The 18,873-nt window shown below is 52.4% G+C and carries 16 protein-coding genes; 10 read left to right on the forward strand and 6 right to left on the reverse strand.

Going from position 1 to position 18,873, the window contains the following annotated elements; genetic code table 11:
• The first annotated feature begins 256 nt into the window (after positions 1-256).
• From PGL01S_RS29560 to PGL01S_RS29590, 7 genes are all read left to right on the forward strand, one after another.
• Positions 257-700, forward strand: coding sequence for an Lrp/AsnC family transcriptional regulator (locus PGL01S_RS29560; RefSeq protein WP_127499148.1), 444 nt, complete (start codon positions 257-259; stop codon positions 698-700).
• 140 nt (positions 701-840) lie between these two features.
• Entirely contained in the window at positions 841-1,749 is a 909-nt protein-coding gene (locus tag PGL01S_RS29565) for an NAD(P)/FAD-dependent oxidoreductase (protein ID WP_127499150.1), read from the forward strand.
• A 154-nt stretch (positions 1,750-1,903) separates the two neighbouring features.
• Positions 1,904-2,743: a basic amino acid ABC transporter substrate-binding protein gene (locus PGL01S_RS29570; RefSeq protein WP_244935813.1), complete on the forward strand. Its 840-nt coding sequence runs from the start codon at positions 1,904-1,906 to the stop codon at positions 2,741-2,743.
• A gap of 68 nt (positions 2,744-2,811) precedes the next feature.
• Positions 2,812-3,468 (forward strand): amino acid ABC transporter permease, encoded by a 657-nt coding sequence (locus PGL01S_RS29575; protein WP_127499152.1) that lies wholly within the window; start codon positions 2,812-2,814, stop codon positions 3,466-3,468.
• Between the two features lie 11 nt (positions 3,469-3,479).
• Entirely contained in the window at positions 3,480-4,202 is a 723-nt protein-coding gene (locus tag PGL01S_RS29580) for an amino acid ABC transporter ATP-binding protein (protein ID WP_164775633.1), read from the forward strand.
• A gap of 74 nt (positions 4,203-4,276) precedes the next feature.
• Complete coding sequence (locus PGL01S_RS29585) at positions 4,277-4,408, forward strand: DUF4023 domain-containing protein (protein ID WP_127499156.1); 132 nt, start codon at positions 4,277-4,279, stop codon at positions 4,406-4,408.
• Between the two features lie 161 nt (positions 4,409-4,569).
• The gene (locus PGL01S_RS29590; RefSeq protein ID WP_127499163.1) at positions 4,570-5,607 is read left to right on the forward strand and encodes a cation diffusion facilitator family transporter; all 1,038 of its coding nucleotides are present in this window, start codon (positions 4,570-4,572) and stop codon (positions 5,605-5,607) included.
• Between the two features lie 465 nt (positions 5,608-6,072).
• Here the strand turns inward: PGL01S_RS29590 and PGL01S_RS29595 are convergent, their stop codons facing one another.
• The 6 genes from PGL01S_RS29595 to PGL01S_RS29620 form a co-directional block, all read right to left on the reverse strand.
• Positions 6,073-6,687 carry a PH domain-containing protein gene (locus PGL01S_RS29595; protein ID WP_127499165.1) on the reverse strand — a complete coding sequence of 205 codons (615 nt, stop codon included), beginning with the start codon at positions 6,685-6,687 and terminating at the stop codon, positions 6,073-6,075.
• An 89-nt stretch (positions 6,688-6,776) separates the two neighbouring features.
• The gene (locus PGL01S_RS29600; protein ID WP_127499167.1) at positions 6,777-7,997 is read right to left on the reverse strand and encodes an MFS transporter; all 1,221 of its coding nucleotides are present in this window, start codon (positions 7,995-7,997) and stop codon (positions 6,777-6,779) included.
• Positions 7,998-8,164: 167 nt separating this feature from the next.
• The gene (locus PGL01S_RS29605) at positions 8,165-8,971 is read right to left on the reverse strand and encodes an alpha/beta fold hydrolase (RefSeq protein WP_127499169.1); all 807 of its coding nucleotides are present in this window, start codon (positions 8,969-8,971) and stop codon (positions 8,165-8,167) included.
• A gap of 856 nt (positions 8,972-9,827) precedes the next feature.
• Complete coding sequence (locus PGL01S_RS29610; protein ID WP_127499171.1) at positions 9,828-11,429, reverse strand: sensor domain-containing diguanylate cyclase; 1,602 nt, start codon at positions 11,427-11,429, stop codon at positions 9,828-9,830.
• 194 nt (positions 11,430-11,623) lie between these two features.
• The gene (locus PGL01S_RS29615; RefSeq protein ID WP_127499173.1) at positions 11,624-12,457 is read right to left on the reverse strand and encodes a carbohydrate ABC transporter permease; all 834 of its coding nucleotides are present in this window, start codon (positions 12,455-12,457) and stop codon (positions 11,624-11,626) included.
• Entirely contained in the window at positions 12,457-13,347 is an 891-nt protein-coding gene (locus PGL01S_RS29620; protein WP_127499175.1) for a carbohydrate ABC transporter permease, read from the reverse strand. Before PGL01S_RS29620 ends, PGL01S_RS29615 begins: the two co-directional genes overlap by 1 nt.
• A gap of 192 nt (positions 13,348-13,539) precedes the next feature.
• On the opposite strand from PGL01S_RS29620, the gene PGL01S_RS29625 reads away from it, so the two are divergent.
• From PGL01S_RS29625 to PGL01S_RS29635, 3 genes are all read left to right on the forward strand, one after another.
• Positions 13,540-15,390: a sensor histidine kinase gene (locus PGL01S_RS29625; protein ID WP_127499177.1), complete on the forward strand. Its 1,851-nt coding sequence runs from the start codon at positions 13,540-13,542 to the stop codon at positions 15,388-15,390.
• Positions 15,383-17,017, forward strand: a complete 1,635-nt coding sequence (locus tag PGL01S_RS29630) for a response regulator transcription factor (protein ID WP_127499180.1) — start codon at positions 15,383-15,385, stop codon at positions 17,015-17,017. Before PGL01S_RS29625 ends, PGL01S_RS29630 begins: the two co-directional genes overlap by 8 nt.
• 174 nt (positions 17,018-17,191) lie before the next feature.
• Positions 17,192-18,508, forward strand: a complete 1,317-nt coding sequence (locus PGL01S_RS29635; protein WP_127499182.1) for an ABC transporter substrate-binding protein — start codon at positions 17,192-17,194, stop codon at positions 18,506-18,508.
• The last annotated feature ends 365 nt before the right edge of the window (positions 18,509-18,873 follow it).

Genomic DNA, 18,873 nt, shown 5'->3' on the forward strand with positions numbered 1-18,873 from the left:
GGCTTGCCGGCGGCCCCTTCCAGCCGATAAGCAAGCCGAACGCCATCTCCCGTGGTGAAAAAGCTTAATCCATTCGTTCTATTTGTTTCATTAATAGTAGCAGTCATCGTTATCCATCTCCTTCATTGGTTATTAGTGACAGTTTATTGGAATCGGCTTACAATTTACATAAGAGGATGAAGGAGTTTGACGCCCGAAAACTTAATTATTACGTTAGTAGCTGTCCAAAACCTTTAATTAAGAGGTGATTCCATTCATGGACCAAATTGATCGAAAAATACTGTCGATCCTTCATGATAACGCCAGGATTACGATCTCGGAGATGAGCCGCATGATCGCCATGTCGCAGCCGGCTGTTACCGAGAGGCTTCGAAAGCTCGAGGAGCAGGGGGTCATTACGGGCTACCGGGCAGAGCTGTCTTTATCCAAGCTTGGCAAGCATACAACGGCGTTTGTACTGTTTAAGTCGAACAGCTGCAAGGAATTCGAGGCTTTTAGCGAGGCTGCGCCCGAGATTGTGGATTTCTACCGTACAAGCGGGGAGTTCAATTATTTGCTGAAGGTCGTGACGGAAACAAGCGAGACCTTGGAGGGCTTCCTTGAGAAATGCCATACGTTCGGATTTTCTTCAACGCTGGTCGTACTCTCCACCCGATTCGAGGATAAATTTTTTCCCGCATTTCTCCCTAACGAAGCATAAATGACGAACAAACCGCGTACTAAGTGAAGCAAGACTTCCTATGTGCCGCGGTTTTTTTGTTCCTTCTAAAACGTTTTGTTTTTGCCTAAAGATGCCATACTTAACCAATAACGAGCAGGGATTTTAAGGAGTGATAATAGATGAAGCTATATGACTGTGCCATTATCGGAGGCGGACCGGCTGGTCTTAATGCGGCGCTTGTACTGGGAAGAGCGAGACGGCATGTTGTGCTGTTTGATGATAATAAGCCGCGGAATGCGGTAACGCGCGAGTCGCATGGATTTATTACAAGGGACGGCGTGAAGCCCGATGAGTTCCGGCGGGCCGCGCATCTAGATATAAGCAAATATCCTTCCGTTCAAGTGGTTCGGAAAAAGGCCGTCGATATGATGAAGCGGGGGCATGCCCTGTTTCTCGTGCAGGCAAGTACCGGTGAGGTGTATCAGGCACGTACGATTATTCTTGCGCTTGGACTAAAAGAAAAGCTGCCCGACATAACGGGTGTTGCCGATTATTACGGCTCGTCCTTGTTCAGCTGTCCTTACTGCGACGGATGGGAGATGAGAGACCAGCCGCTTGCGGTGATCTCGGAGAATGAGTCTCACCGGTTCTCAATGGTATCCACGGTCTACAACTGGAGCAAAGATCTGATTGTGTGCACCAATGGGGTTGGATCGTTTGAGCCGCAGCAGCGGGCGAAGCTTCTGAGCCGGGGCGTACGGATCTTCGAGCAGCGAATTGCTTCTTTGAGGGGAAAAAGCGGCCGCCTGCAAAAGATCGTTTTTGCCGACGGGACGGAAGTGGCCCGTACGGGAGGTTTTGTAACGTCCGACTGGTATCTCCCGATCCGTGTTGCCGAGAAATTAGGCTGCAGATTAAATGAAAGCGGTGGTCTGGCGATAGACGATTACGGAAAAACAACGGTAGAGCATGTCTACACAGCCGGCGATGCAGCGACAATCTCGCCCGCCCAGCTTGTAGTTGCGGCTGCCGGCGGGAGCAAAGCGGCGATGAGCGTGAACACCGCGTTGACGCATTTGGACTTTTAAGCGCTATGTTATTTAAATGTTATAATAACTTACATATAGCATTGCGCTAAACCGTTCTTACCTGCTAAAATCTTGATAAATTGCTAGCTGATTGATAGATTGCACGAGCAGCTCAATTTGTGCTAGGCCAATGTTGAGAGAGGTGGAATGGACCATGGGGAAGCGGTTATCGGTACTTCTGGCAGCAGGAATTCTCATCATGACGATGGCAGCATGCGGGGCCAACAAGGAAAACGGCGGCAATACGGCAAGCGGCGGCGATAAGCCAAGCAGCAATGCCAGCGAGAAGGTGTACAAGTTCGCGACCGACGCGGCTTATGCGCCAATGGAATTTATGGATAAGGATAAGATTACGGGCTTTGACGTTGATTTTCTGAAGGCGGTTATGGATGAAGCGGGACTGAAGTATTCCATTACGAATACCGGCTGGGACGCGATGCTGACGGAGGTGCAATCCGGCAAAAGCTATGATGCGGGGTTATCGAGCGTATCCATCACGCCGGAGAGGGAAGAGTCTTACGACTACTCCGTTCCTTACTTTGAATCTACCAATATGATTATGGTGAAGGAAGACAGCACGGTCGCAAGCGCGGCCGACCTGAAAGACAAGAAGGTGGCGGTTCAGGGGTCCACGACGGCGGATACGTTGATGTCCGGCATTATGGGCAATGACAATACCGATCTGAAGCGGTTCGACAGCAACGCGGTAGCGATGCTCGAGCTTGACTCGGGCGGAGTGGATGCCGTTGTGGCCGATATTGCCATTGTCCGCGAATATATGAAGAACAATCCGGAGCGCAAGCTGAAGGCGATTATGGATACAGCGAGCTTTGGATCGGAGTTTTACGGCATTTTGCTTCCGACCGGCAGCGAGCTGAAGGCGAAGCTGGATCCGGCAATCAAGACGGTGCTCGAGAACGGCAAGTATACGGAGATTTATAAAAAATGGTTCGGGGAAGAGCCGAACATCGACAATGTGCTAAACGCGAAGTAAGCGGCATAAGGCATGCGTAATGGGTTCAGGTTGCGCATGCTTTTTTCTTGACTGGGGAGGACGAGCGCATGCATTTTCGATTCGATATCATTGTCGACTATATTCCGTTATTGCTCAAAGGGGCCGCGCTGACGATTGGGATCTCTGCGCTTGCGATAGTGCTGGGCTCCATTCTGGGGCTGGCCGTCAGCTTCGGTAAAATGTCGTCCAGATGGTATCTCAGCTGGCCAACGAGCGGATATATTCATTTTTTTCGCGGTACGCCGTTATACGTTCAAATTCTGATCGTGCATTTTGGGCTTGTGCCCGCTTGCATTGGACATACCGATGCCATTGTAGCGGCGATTACCGCGCTTGCCTTGAACTCGGCCGCCTATACGGCGGAGATTTACAGAGCCGGCATCCAGTCGATTGATAAAGGCCAGACGGAAGCGGCGCAATCGCTGGGGATGACAAGCGGGCAGACGATGCGGTTTATTATCTTGCCGCAGGCGGTTAGGCGGATGATACCGGCCTTTGGCAATGAATTTGTCGTGCTCATTAAGGATTCCTCGCTTGTTGCTCTCATCGCTGCGCCGGAATTAATGTACTGGAGCAATGTGATGCGCGGTCAATATTTGCGAGTATGGGAGCCGTATCTGGCGGCCGCCTTTATCTATCTGATTCTGACCTACTCGCTTAGCAAGCTGCTGGGCTGGATGGAGAAGAAGGGGGTGGCGGGATGACGGCGGGACCGATTATTGAAGTAACGGGAGTCCATAAATCGTTTGGAGCGAATACCGTCCTGAAGGACGTGTCCATGCAGGTAGCGCCGGGGGAGGTTGTTGTTATTATCGGCCCTTCCGGCTCGGGAAAGTCAACGCTGCTGCGCTGCCTGAATGGATTGGAGAGACCGGAGCGCGGCGAGATTCGGATTGAAGACCGCTCCTTGCTGGATGCCGGGTCTTCTATTACCGAGATACGATCGCGGATGGGGATGGTCTTCCAGCAATTTAATCTGTTTCCCCATCTAAGCGTGCTGCGCAATATTACGCTTGCACCCGTGCAGGTGCGGAAGCTGGAGCCGGCGAATGCCGAGGAGCTTGCGCTATCGCTGCTTGGCAAGGTGGGTCTTGGCGAGAAAGCGGGACAGTTCCCGGCCTCTCTGTCCGGCGGCCAGGCGCAGCGGGTTGCGATTGCAAGGGCGCTTGCCATGGAGCCGCGCATTATGCTGTTCGATGAGCCAACTTCGGCGCTTGATCCGGAGATGGTTGGCGAGGTGCTTGCCGTTATGAAGGAGCTAGCCGCGGAAGGAATGACGATGGTCATCGTTACGCATGAGATGGGCTTTGCCCGGGAGGTTGGGCATCGGGTGCTGTTCATGGAGCAGGGCATGATTGTGGAGGAAGGGGCTCCGCGGCAGCTGTTCGACGAGCCGCGTCAGGAGCGGACGAAAGCTTTTTTATCCAAGGTGCTGTAACAGTCGAGCCGCTGGACGCATAAGGTGAATTCTCCGCGGATACCCTACTTAATGGCAAAGGAGGGGATTCGAACATGGAATCGACTAGCGAATTTGTGGCAAAGGTTCATGCCACGCAGGCCAAGCAGAAGAAAAACCAGGTCCGTTACGGCAAAGGCAAGGCGTCCCAGAAGCTGCAAAACGTGCAGCATACGAACAATCCATAACTTCCAGATCCGTTCCGCCCGCAGTCTTGGTCAAATCCCAAGGCCGGGCGGATTGTGCATTGAGCGAAAAAAGCTTATCCATGGATTGACAAAAGAAGGCGATTACGGCATCATAAACATATGAATAGTTGTTCATATATTTCAAGTGAGGTGCCAGTCTTATGAGTCATGAACATAATCATCCAGAAAGAGAGCATAAGCATTCGCATTCCGGCAAGGATCATGCGGACAGCTGCAGCGGCGGACATCAACATGGCCAAGGCCATGGGCATAGTCACGGGCATCATGGTCATGACCATGGGCATCACGGGCATCATCATCATTTTGATATGACGGGCAACAAGACCGGATTATTTATTGCCTTAATCATTACAGCAGGCATCATGGTACTGGAGTTTGTTGGGGGACTCGTGACGAACAGCCTTGCGCTTCTGTCCGATTCGGGGCATATGTTGAGCGACGTGAGCGCATTGGTGCTTAGCCTTGTAGCGGTATGGTTCGCGGCTCGCCCGGCTTCGGCGGTCCGCACGTTTGGTTTTCACCGGTTTGAAATCTTGGCGGCTTTATTTAACGGGATTACGCTTGTTGTTATCTCGGTATTTATTATTTGGGAAGCCATTGGCCGTCTGTTTGATCCGCCGTCCGTGGCCAGCGGCTCGATGATGCTGATTGCGGCAATCGGCCTGCTCGCCAACCTCGCAAGCGCTTGGGCGCTGCTCCGCAAAGGGGATGTCCATAACAACCTGAACGTTCGAAGCGCTTACCTACATGTGCTAGGCGATGCGCTTGGCTCGGTGGGGGCCGTGCTTGCGGGGCTTCTGATCTACCTGTTCGACTGGAATATTGCCGATCCGATTATATCGATGGTTGTTGCCCTGCTGATCGTAAAAAGCGCCTGGAGCGTGCTGAAGCATACCGTCCACATTCTGATGGAAGGGACTCCGGTGAACGTGGACGAGAAGGAAGTGCGCGCTGCGCTTGGGGAGATCGGCGGCGTCGTTGACGTGCATGACCTTCACATTTGGACGATTACTTCCGGCCTGGATTCCTTAAGCTGCCATCTGCAGGTGGCAGACGGAACGGACTGCCAGGGAGTGCTGCAAGCGGCGATCAAGCTGATCGAGGAGCGCTTCGGCATTCAGCATTCCACGATTCAAGTGGAGAGCTCGCGGATCCGGCATATGGAGCTACGGGTTTAGCGGGAGCTCCAAGGTGCAGCGAAGGTGCAGCGGTTAGCGATGCGGGCAATTTGCGGCGGGTAGGAGCAGTTGTTGCTCGAGCATTTGCTCGAGCATTGAAGCTGCACTATGCAGTTGGGAAGCACCGCCGCTCGCCTACGTTGCATGAAATGCAGGATAAAGATGCACATTGCCCCAGTAACCTGAACTATACTGCACGGAATGCATCATATTCGTGATTTATAGCCCTAATCGGCTCGAATGGACGCAATATCCTGCATTCTGTGCAGCGTAACTCTTGTATCGGCCTGCAAATGTGCGTATATCCTGCATATGGTGCAGTGTATTATCAGCAAGCCGTTCGGCTGGGGAGGGATAGCGATTTACCTCGGCATAGCCCGTTGATTCTGATCAAGACCAAGCCGGAACATGCCCGCCAAACGCAAGAACGCCGCCCTTCATAGGGCGGCGTTTTATTTTAGCGCATTAAAGATTGATATAACGATCGAAGATGGCGCCGAAATCTTTTACTTTGTACTGCTTTTGAGCTCCCTCGAGCCAGTTGAAGGCGGATTGGTTCAGCTTGTTGAACGTATCGGCTACATCGTAGTCGCCTTTATGGGCATGGCTTAACGTCGAGGAAGCGAGCTCCAGGCTTTGACGGGCAAAGCTAAGGCTAATTTCGTTCTCATGGTGGATTTCGGATATTTTGAATAGGGATTTGTACAAGTCCTTCACTTGCTCGATATGCTTCTTATTCACGTCGATGGAGAATGGTACGGAGCCAATCGAGAATTTGATCTCGACGTCCAAGTCGACCGTGCCGGCCGTCTCCAGCGCTACGTTGCTGATCTTGTTCGTCGCGTAAGGGTAACGGTGCAGCATTCGTTTCTTGCTGACCGCGCTGGTGCCGTCCAGATGAATAAGGGCGAAGTTGGTGAAGCAATACTCATCGGTTTTGGATTTGATCAGAAAATAAATCTTTTCACCGTCTTCGTGCATGACGTAATCATCAGAATCCACCTTATCATAATTCTCCGGCCGGATAACCGACCCGATATCGCTGAGGCCGAGTATGTCGGCAGCTACTTTTCCGAACAATCTTACCATTCCTCTCCATAGGTAGATTCAATCACTCTACCATTATATATGCGGAGTGGGGGAATATTCTAGATTATCCTTAACGTAGCTTAGGACTGCTCGGCGGCGGCTTTGGAGGCGGCCATTTTTTCCTCCATATGCTGTCTCTTCACCAGAATGGCGGCAATCATCAGCATAACGCCGTTAATAATAAACACCCATTTAATCGGGATGATGCCGCCCAGCACGCCCCCGATAACAGGTCCCAGCATGGTGGCGAACTGGGTAGCCGACTGGTTCAAGCTGAAGGCTCGTCCGCGGAAGCTTGTCTCCGTCGACTTCACGATCATCGCGTTAATAGCCGGGGTAACCCCGGCGAAGAACAGGCCGTATACGAAGCGCAGTATTCCGAACTCGGCGATATGCCCAACGAAAAACTGCAGGCAGTTGCCGATCCCGCCGCCAAGCAAGCCGATAAAGAGCACCTTGGAGAACCCGATTCTCGAACCGAATTTACCCCACTGCGGAGCGGCGATCAATGTCGCAATCCCGACGGCCGAGAACACAATCCCGGATTGGAGCGAAGCATCCTGTTCATTCGTCCCTAACTGCAGTACATAGACGGTAAGCAGCGGCTCGAGAATCATAACCGAGAACATCGCAAGTCCGGACATGCCAAGGAGCGTTAGGAAAGCTTTATTATGCGAGGCATGCTTCAGGTCATCCAAGACGGAGGAGCGCACGCCGGAGCGGTTGAATTTATGTTCCGTGGCGAAGAAGGTTGCGATAAGCGCAGCCACAAGCACGATACAGCCGGAGAAAACGAACGATTCCCGGTTCCCGATATAATGGCTGACCGTACCGCCAATGAGCGGTCCCATAATGCCGCCAGTTGCGCCGGAGGTTGCCATGATGCCAAGGGCGTAGCCGGATTTTTCTTCGGGCGTATTCGTTGCGACAAGGGCGATAGCCGCCGGCACGTAGCCGGCAAGCAGGCCTTGGAACACCCGCAGCACCAGGAATACATACGGATCATGGATAAAGAACGTAATGAAATAAAGTGCCGCTAAGCTGAAGCCCGAACGAATGAGCATCGGCTTGCGGCCATATTTGTCAGCTAGAGATCCCCAATAAGGCGCGATAAGCGCACTGGCCAGAAACGTAATGCCAAACGCGAATCCCGACCACATTTCCAGATGGCTATTCACTCCGAGATCATTGTGCAGGAACAGCGGAATGAACGGAATAGATACCGAATAGGCCGTGCTGCAAAAGAAAACACCAATCCATAAAACGATCAAATTGCGTTTCCACGAGTAAGGCTGGGTCATGTCAGTCACATCCTAAAGAGTACGTCAGAGTACAATTTTTTCTTTTATTGTAAACCTATTTTTACAGAATCTCCATGTTCGGAGGGAAAAACAATACTTTTGTCCTTGCGGCCATGGGAAAAAGCCTCCGTATTAAAGCTGGCGGAAGCTTAATTAACGATGTGAAATTAATACCGCAAAGCCTCCAGCAGGCAGGCATTAAACAGATCCAGCTCCTCGTAAAAAATCGCGTGACCGCTGTTATCGAACCGGAGCAGGATAGAGTTCGGGATGGTTTCCTTCATTATAATGGCCAGCTCGAACGGACAAATCCGGTCATACACCCCGTGGAAAATGTACGTCGGCACCTTGATCCGTGCCAGATCAGCCTTCACATTCTCATCCCTTAACGTATATCCGCAGGCGATAATAGCCCGAGGCGACTGGTCAAGCTGCACGGAATCGAACCATTGCCTGAACGCCGGCGTTGGTTCGTTATGGAAGAACAGCTTGCCGAATTCCTGCAGCATAAGCGGGCGGTCGCGGTACGCGAGTCCGATGAGGGCATCCAGTCCTTCGGGCGGCATGCCCTGCGGAAATCCGGGCTGCTTCGTAATATAAGGGGCCGCCGCGGCGAATAGGAGCAGCTTGCTGACGCCATGACCGGCATGCCGCCCCATGTAACGGACGGCTACCGCACCGCCCATTGAGAAGGCAGCAAGGGTAAGCTCTTTGAAGCCTAGCGTATCAATAATGCAGCGCACGTCATCGGCCATTCGGTCCAGGCTGTAGCTCTCCCACGGGGAATCCGATTTGCCAAAGCCCCGGAGATCCATCCGGATGCAGCGGTATCCGTACTTGGGCAGCTCGTTGATCTGGTACTCATACATACGGTGATCCAGCGGATAGCCGTGCAGGAACAGGATCGGCTTCCCTACGCCCGTGTCCTCCACGTACAGACTAACGCCCGGTTCCACATCAATATAATAATTCAAGGCTTCCGTCTCCTTCTCTTAAAGTAGTTGTAGTTAAGGTATGAGAAATGCCGCCGCGTTAGAAGATAGCGGGGCAATGGAGTGAAGGTTACCGGGCTGCGGCGCACCATAATGCGGATGAATTTCAACGTAGGCGGACGGTGGTTCTTCGAAAGTAATCAGATTGTTGGATAGCGGGTAGTGGCACCCATGATGCGGACGAACTCAACGTAGGAAGGTGGCAATACTTGAAAGTAACTAGATGTTTAGCTAGGTAGTTCCGTCAAACGTCACCTACCTCTACCGGTTCTCGGAAGTGAGCGAATTAGAGGAAAAAAGCGAGTTGCAGCGGGGCGAGCGAGCTGAAGAGGTGCGGATATGAGTGAATAAGAGGGGAAAAACGAGTTACAGAGGGGCGAGCGAGCTGAAGAGGCGCAGATGTGAGCGAATAAGAGGAAAAAAACGAGTTGCAGCGGGGCGAGAGAGCTGAGGCGGGACGGAAGTGAGCGAATAAGAGGAAAAAAGCGAGTTGCAGCGGGGCGAGCGAACCGAAGAGGTGCGGATGTGAGCGAATAGGAGGAAAAAAGCGAGTTGCAGCGGGGCGAGCGAGACGAAGAGGGGAGAAAGCGGGCGAATAAGAGGAAAAAACCGAGTTGCAGCGGGGCGAGCGAACCGATGTGGGGTAAGGAAGTAGTCAGTAGTAGGCAAAAAGCCTGCTGCAGTAGGCAGGAGGGCCGATCGATGCCTGCTGGTAGTGGAATAGCAGGCAAAAAGCCTGCTGCAGAGGCAGATGGGCCAGCCGGTGTCCGCTCTGGCCTTCGCTGCCCGAGCCGCAGCGAACAAAAAAGCTGCCCACCTGAAGGCGGGCAGCCTTAAATTAAATTCGCGCCATATTCATCAGGCTGCTGTAGGCAACCGTGCGGTTGCGGCCGTCGCGCTTGGCTTGGTAGAGCGCCTGGTCGGCGAATTTGAACAGCTCGACGACTTCCTCCGCCGCATCGGGGAAGGTCGCGACCCCAAGGGACATGGTTACCGATTCGCCAATTGGCGTAACGGACTGCTGGATCCGCAGCCGGATGCGTTCCGCCACCTGAACGGCCTCAGCCTCTGTCGCATGTGGCAGCAGCATCGTAAACTCCTCGCCGCCGAACCGGCAGCAGTAATCTTCCGGCCCCTTCTCGCTTACCATGATGCCTGCCACAAACTTCAGCACCTCATCGCCCATCTGATGGCCATGCCGGTCATTGACGTTCTTGAAATGGTCGAGGTCCATAATAATGACGGAGAACGGCGTGCCTTGCTGCTTCCATAAGGTAGTGATCGCGCCCATGGTCCGGCGGTTCGTCAGGCCAGTGAGCGCATCGGTATTCGCTTCGGCATGCAGCTCTTCCTTCTGCGCGCGCAGCTTGTTGAAGGCGACGGCTACCGTATCGACGAGCTGATTCGCCTCATAGTTCCAGCTGACGTCCGCCTGAAGCGGCTTCAGCTTCTCGTCTCCGCCGGAGAGGCGGGAGGCGTAAGTAGCCAGCCGGTTAAGCGGGTGGGCCAGCTTGCGGGACAGCCAGAATGAGAGGATGACGAGCAGCAGCACGAACGGCGCCGAGAATTTCACCATCTCCTGAATGACATTTTCCGAGATATTCGTAATATGATTCTGCGGAGTCTGCGACACGATGCCCCAGCCCGCGGCCGGTACCGGCGCAAAGCCCGCGAGGAAATTCTGCCCCTGCGAGTTGATGACGCGCTGCGCGCCGGCCATTCCCTTCATCAGCTTCTGAACAACCGGATTGCCGCTCACATTTTCCGAGATGCGGTCTTTGTCCGGGTGATAGATCAGGTAGCCGGAGGAATCCACCACATAGAAGTAGGAACCGCTCGTTGTACTCGCCTGAACGCCAAGAATATCGCGGAAAATATTCGCCTGCTGCAGGTAGATCGACCCGCCGACAAAACCCTTGTAATTGCCGTTACGGTCGAAGATCGGCGAGCTTACCATTACGATTAAGCGGTTCGTTATCGCATGAAACGGCTTCGAGATATACGGCTTCTTCAGCCGGAGCGATTCCGTCGTTGCTTCCGAGGTCGGCTTGCTGCCGATCAGATTCAGGTTGTTCGGCGAAGTAGAGACAATAACGCCGTTCTTGTTCACAATCGTCAGCGAGTTGAAGTAAGGGCTTGTTCCCATGAAGAAATCCAACTGGGATAAGACATTCTCGTCGTTCAGCTCAGTGTCCGAGAAGTAATTCGCGGTTACTTCGAGACTTTTCTGCATGGAGATCACAAGCGACTGCGTGGTTTTGCTTAAGTTCAGCGCCGCAATGCCGTTTAACTCGATTGTATTATTGAAGAGCGATTTCCGCTCGGTATTATAGCCAATAACGGTGCTGATGAAGATTGTGATCAGAACAGACAGGATAACGACAAATGAAATGATAGAGGATAGCTTAAAGCCTTTGCGAGGCCGGATCTTGTAGATCATAAATGGTAGGCAATGCTCCTTCCCAATTCTTACTAATCGATAGTGTATCACTTTTTGTCGAAAGTTACGATAATCGTTCTAAAAAAGAGCGATTCTGTCGAATCGCCAGCTTTAGCTGACGATAGACGCAAAAAAATGCCCACCCGGCCTGCCGCATGCATGGATGCGGCAGGAGCGGATGGGCATTAATGCCATTAACCTTTAACGGCGCCGGCGACAACGCCTTTAACGATATATTTTTGCAGGAAGATAAACACGACAATTGAAGGAAGAACGGCCATCACCATAGCAGTCATTGCATACTGCCAGTCCGACGTATATTGGCCAACGAAGGTGTAAGCCGCAAGCGTCAGCGTCTTCGTATCCGGCGAGCCGTTAACCATAAGGAGCGGCAGCAGGAAGTCGTTCCAGATCCACATCACGTCGATAATAACGATCGTTGTCGTTACCGATTTCAGCAGCGGGAAGATCACGCTGAAGAAGAGGCGGAAGCCGGAAGCGCCGTCAATCGTTGCGCTCTCGTCGATTTCTTTCGGAATCCCTTTTACGAAACCATGGTAGATAAACACGGCCAGCGGTGCGCCGAAGCCCCAGTACAAAAGGCCAAGTCCCCAAGTGCTTTCGGTAATGTAGAGCTTTTGGGACAATTTCAGAACGGTAAGCATAATCGATTGGAACGGAATCAGCATCGGCATAATGCAGAGCATGTAGATCAAGCCGCTCCATTTCGATTTCGTGCGTGCAAGCTTATAAGCCGCGATCGAGGAAACGAGGATAATCCCCACGAGACCAAGACCGGTGATGACGAAGTTGTTAAGGAACAGCTTCGGATAGTTGATCACATTCCACACATGCTCGTAGTTGCCGAACGACAGCTTGGTCGGAAGAGCAATGACGTCTCTCATAACCTCGCCAAAGCTCTTGAACGAGTTGATGATCGCCAGGAACAGCGGATACAGGAACAACAGAGACAGAAGGACCATCACCACTTCAAGCGTGATGCGTCCGGCTTTGGATTGACGGTTCATTATGCCTCAACCTCCCTGCGTTTGAAGATCGTCAATTGAATAACGGTAATGATGAGCACGGCAACGAACAGGATCAGCGCTTTCGCCGTACCATAGCCGTACAGGTTGTTCTGGAAGGTATCGCGGTAGATGTCGTAAGCGATACTGTAAGTCGTGCCGCCGGGACCGCCGCCGGTGAGCGACAGGATCACGTCGAATACTTTGATCGAGTTCGTCAGGGCCATAAAGACCGAGATCGTAATCGACGGAGCCAGAAGCGGCAGGATCACGCTGAAGAAGCGGCGGACTGGGCCAGCCCCGTCAACGGTAGCGGCTTCCTTCAGATCATCCGGCACCGACTGCAGGCCGGCGATATAAATCACCAGATAAAAGCCGATCGACTGCCAGATGGATACGAACAGGACGGAGATAAAGGCTAGTCCCGGTTCGCCGAGCCAGCTGAGCTTGAAGATGCCCCAGCCCGTGCTTGCGCCAAGCGATTCGAAGCCTTGCATGAAGATGAATTTCCAGATGAAGCCGACGATAACAAGGCTCAGGATATACGGGATAAAGAATGCCGCACGCAGCCAAGGCGTCGATTTGAGCTTCATGTCGAGCACCAGTGCCAGCAGGATCGCAAACACGTTAATGAGCACAATGTAAAGAACCGCGTATTTAATCGTGAACCATGCCGATTGGGTAAAGTTCGTGTCATGCAGGAAAATTTGCTTGAAGTTATCAAGTCCGATAAATTTAGGATGCTTGGAGATCCCGTTCCATTTGGTTAGGGAATAGCGGATCGTCATCGCGAACGGAATGTAGAAGGCGATCGCGATACAGATGAGAACCGGCAGCGTGAACAGCCCGAACTCGACTTTCTCGCTCACTTTTCTCCCCATTTTCTTAAACATATTTGCACCTCTTCTCGATGTCGTCAGTTGTCGCCTAGTGTGTCTTGTTGTCGTTAGCCGACTATACATCAGTACCTTATTCGATATACTGAGTATTATAATTGCGCCTTAAGGCAGCCAAAATGGATATATGAAATCTGTTAGGGGTAAAAAGGTGAACTGTACGCAGGCACCTTGAGTATGGGGGAGTGGATGGTTATCGCAAATCATTTCGCAAAAAGCTGGGGCGTCTTGACCGAGCGTGTGTCCAGCCGGCTGGTGAACAAATTAATTTTGCTTTTTACGACGATCATTATTCTGGTTGTGGGGTGCCTGACCTTCATCTCGTACAAGATGCTGCAGCGGGAAGCGCTGAACAACAGCGTTGCCAGCACGTCGAACAATTTGCTTCTCGTCAACAAGAATCTGGAGGATTACCTCGCGGGGATGGAGCAGCTGTCGCTGCCGCAGGTGAATTACGACGAGCTGGCTTTCGCCATTACGCATGCGTCTTCGGATTATGCCTCGAAAATGTACGTGGAGGATTATCTCCGCAACATGTACTTTTCCCGCAGCAATGAGGATCTCGAAGCGATTTATTTGTATTTCGTCCGGAGCGGCACGTACTACACGATTGCCAAGGAGAACTTCGATATCAAGATCCGGTCGGGCCAGGCGGACAGCATTCCGACGATGTCCTGGTACAAGCAGGCGATGGACAGCCGAACGAATCAGGCGTATCAGTCCTTCCTCTTGTCGAACGATGAACGGGGCTATGATATGGACCCGAGCCGCAGCTTTATGGCGTATCACCGGGTGCTCCGGTCGATTTCGACTCGCGCGCCGCAGGCGGTCGTGTCTTTCTATTACAACAAAAGCACGATGAACAAAATCATGCAGGACATTCCCGAGGACAAAGGCCAGCATTTGTTCTTCCTAAGCCCCGACAACGAGCCGTTCGCGCTCGATGACAGAGCGTTCTATGAGTCGATGGAGGGCAGCGGCATTATGAAGCAAATCAAGACGGATGGAACGAAAGCGAGCGGCCTTACCTGGAATTCGGCGGATAATAACAAATATCTGGTCGTCTATAACGTTGGGGCGCAGGAAGGCTGGAAATTAGTGAAGCCGATACCTTATACGGAGCTTTACGCGGCCGCGAAAACAACCCGTAACTTGAACTTTATGATTGGTCTCTTGTTCCTGCTGCTCGCTGTTGTGCTGATCACCTATTTCTCCAATGCGGTCACCAAGCCGCTTAAGTTGCTGTCGCAGCAGATGAAGCGCTTTAGTACCGGGGATTTCGAGGCTTCTACCGAGGTGGTCGGCCGGGATGAGCTGGCTTATTTGTCCCGTCAATTCAACCAGATGGTCAGCCAGACGAATGAGCTCATTAACGAGCGTTACAAGATGAAGCTGGTGGAGAAAAATGCGATCCTGAAGGCGCTTGAAGCGGAAATCAATCCGCATTTCCTCTATAATGCGCTGCAGGCGATATCGACCAAGGCTCTGAAGGCTGAACGCTTCGATATCGCGGATATGGTGGATGCGCTGGCGCTTACGCTCAGGTATTGCATCAGCGGCAAGGATATCGTCCGCGCGAGCGAAGAGCTGCTGCATATCGAACGGTACATGTCGCTGCAAAAGGCGCGGTTCGGGGGCAGGCTGCAGCTGGTCATCGACTGGGATCCGGAGCTGAAGGAGCTGGAGCTTCCGAAGCTGTCGCTTCAAACCTTGGTGGAAAATGCGATCAAGCACGGTGTCGAGATGGTCTCCAGCCCCGTCACCATTCGGATTAACGCAAGGGCGGCTGGCGGACATGCCTTTATTATCGTAAGCGACAACGGACCGGGCTTTGCCCCGGGCAGATTGAAAGAAGTGCTTCAATCCTTCGAGGGTGATTGGAATGAACGAACGGAAGAAGAGAGAAGTGTGGGACTGGTTAACCTGAATACGCGGCTTAAGCTGCTGTACGGAACAAGCTCGCAGCTGGTCATCCGGACGAGTCCGTCCGGCACGGAGATGGAAATGCTAATACCGCGGGGAGGCGGGCAATATGTATAAAGTTCTTATTATTGATGATGAAGAACCGCTTCGCGAGGCCATTCGGATTCTGGGCGATTGGAAAGGGCTTGGCGTAGACGAGGTGCTGGAGGCTACGGACGGCAAGATGGGCCTTGAGATGATCGCGAATCATTCGATCGACCTCGTGATGGTGGATATGAAGATGCCGGGCATGAGCGGCGCGGAGCTGCTGCAGGTGCTGGAGCAGGATTACCCGGATCTGCCGGCTATCGTGATTAGCGGCTATAACGATTTTGAATATACCCGGCAAGCCATTCGCTCCAAGGTCGTCGATTATCTGCTTAAGCCGATTAACCGGCTGGACCTGAATGCCGCGCTGCGCAAGGCGGTAGATCTGCTGGAAGCGCGCCGCGTACGGGAGAGCGAGTTCATTAACCGCAATATTACCCTCAATATGTCCCTGCCCAAGCTGAAGGAGAAAATGTATCTGTCCATTATCGACCGCAGCTTCCGCAGCCAGACGAACGAGGCTTTTCTTCCGCTGATCGGAGCGGATGATCCGGACAACCGGTTTGCCGTCGTTGTGCTTAGGATGCTCAACATGGAGAAGATACGCAAAGCCCGGTTCCATTCGGACGTGGACCTGCTTCATTTTGCCGTGGGGAATATGCTGAACGAGATTGCCGGCGAGTACTTTCAAGCGTTCAGCTTCGCCAGTCCCAAGCTGGACCGCGAGCTTATCGTTATTTTGACGATGAAGGGCGCCTACCAGGAGGATATCGCATATCGTTCGCTGCACCAGATGAACAAAGCGCTGGCGGCGCTTCAGGATCTGCTTGGCATCGTGGCCGTGGCCGGGATCGGCACGCCCTGCGAGAGCATTATGGAGATTGCCTCTTCTTACGAGACGGCCAAAGCCGCGATCAACGGGATTGATCTGCTCAAGCTGAAGGGTTATTTTGTCGCCAATGCCGTAACCAAATCCGCGAATGAAGGCTATCCCGTTACGGGACGGATGCAGATGTTCCGCGCTGCGCTAGAGTCTGGCAATACGGCGGGGGCAAAATCGATCCTCTCCGAGGAGCTGCGGAAATGGGGCGGCGCGGACCTGTTCACGCTTGGAGACGCGGACCAGTCGCTTAGCCGGTTCATTATACTGATGAACGATATGTCGCTGGAGCTAGGTGTTCCAAGAGACAAGCTACCATTAATGGAGGAGCATCCGGTTCGCTTCATGGGCCTGTCCGACGATTTTGCAAGCTACGAGCAGTTCAGCCGGCTGCTGGAGGACGCGCTTCACTTCTATCTGGAGCAGATCCGCCTGACGTTGTCCGCGAATCGTCCCTTCGAGATAGGTGACATTAAAGCCTACATCGACAACCGGTACTATGAGGACATTAAAATATCGATGTTCGCCGATAAATATTTTCTGAGCAGGGAATACATCATGAAGCTGTTCAAGCAGCAGTTCGGATGCGGGATCCATGAATACGTGCAGCGTATTCGAATGGACAAGGCGAAGGAGCTCCTTGACGATCCAAGCCTGAAGATCCAGGATATTTCCGAGATGCTTGGCTACAAGGACAAGAACTATTTCAGCAAAGCATTCCGGAATTATTTCTCCATTTCACCGACGGAGTATCGAACCGCTGGCAAGGAAGGATAAAAAGTGAACTGGGGCAACACTCCGCTTTTTTACCCTTAACTAGTCACTTATGTGCATTTTTATCCCGATCCGTATTCATTATGATAAACGTGTGCATAAGGTCAGCTATAGAGCAGCCCGCCATCAGGACGGGAAGCCAGAATGCTGGCAACTATGAGAAATGGGGGCGTTACAATGTTCAAAAGAATAGCTTCGGTGTCGCTCAGCCTTGCGCTGGTCGGCGGCATGCTTGCTGCTTGCGGCGGCAACAATGGTGGCAACGACACAGCTAATAACGGTGGTGCGGCGGGTAATGGCGCGGCTTCCGACAAACCGGTAACGATTAATATGTTCACAGCTTCTCCGGAGTACACGGATGCGTTCAACGCGTACATCGCCGAGTACAAAAAAGTGAAACCAAACGTAACGATCAACCTTGAAATCATGCAAGCCGATTACAATACAGTTTTGAAATCCAAAATCGCTTCGGGCAGCACGCCTGACGTATTCCAGACGACTGCTGGCGGCGACATCGATACATTCGCGGAATACAGCGCAGATCTGACTAACGAGCCTCTTGCGGCTGCAATGACAGACGGCGTTAAAGCGAACATGACTTCTTCGGACGGCAAAGTATTGGGTCTGCCGGTTAAAGGCAACTTGATGACGCTGATCTACAACAAGAAGCTTCTGACGGATGCCGGCATCGCCGAGCCTCCTAAGACAATCGCGGAGCTGAATGACGATATCGCGAAGCTTGAAGCAAAGAAAATCACGCCATTCGCCAACGCTTATAAAGAGTGGTGGGTATGGAAGCACATCTTCCAACACTATGTGAACGCAGCAGCTGAGGATGCGGGTATCGCACCTAAAGAACTGGTACAACAATTCATCGACGGCAAAACAACGTTTAGCGATCATCCGGTTCTGAAGGACAATTTCTTCAACTTCATCGACCTGACGGTTAAGCATGGCACGGACAAGCCGCTTGAGCGCGACAGCAATGCGGAAGTAAGCGACTTTGCGCAAGGCAAAGCAGCGTTCATGACGGGTAAAGGCGCATGGGATGAAGAAGCGATCAAGAAAATCAGCCCGGACATCCAAATCGGCATCGCTGGCTACCCTGTAAGCGACAAGGCTGAGCAAGCGCAAATCGTAACAGGCGCGGACCAAGCGCTTCGCATCAACAAAGATTCCAAAGTAGCCCGTGAAGCGATCGACTTCTTCAACTGGCTGTACACTTCGGATTACGGCAAACAATGGTTCTCCAATGTAGCGAAGGTCATTCCGCCAATCAAGGACGCTCCGCTTCCTGACCTGGATATGCCTAAGCAAATGGAAGAGATCCTGAAAACGCAAAAATCCGGCGACCTGTCGGTTAACTACTCGCTCGATACGTTCCATCAGAAATTCGGCGAAATCATGCAGGCTTACATCGGCGGCAGCAAGAAGAAAGATCAAGCCATCAACGAAATCCAGACTGCATGGCAGCAATTCGGGTCGGCCGAATAAGCTACTTTAACGAGGGGCTGTCCCAGAAGCCAATGGCTGATGGGACAGCCTTTTTTATTCGCCGGTTGTGGCATGCGCCATCTGCAGGGCTAACGGGCTGATGATAGCTTGCGATGCCAATTGGGGGCATGCTGCCACCTACGTGGCTAGCGGGTTGAAGAGGCGTGTGATGCCCATTGGGGCAAGCCCCACCTGCGGGATGTAAAGGCATGCGATACCCGTTGAGGTGCGCCCCACCTGCGGGGCGTAACGAAACTAGGTAACGTTATTTGGGCATTTTGAGCCGATTTGTGAGTGTAACGAAACGAGTGCAACTAGAATGGAAAGTGGACACCCGTTAAGAGAATTACCATAATGGTCTTAAT

It is taken from the genome of Paenibacillus glycanilyticus NBRC 16618 (genome assembly GCF_004000805.1).
In the GTDB taxonomy this organism is placed as follows: Bacteria; Bacillota; Bacilli; order Paenibacillales; family Paenibacillaceae; genus Pristimantibacillus; species Pristimantibacillus glycanilyticus.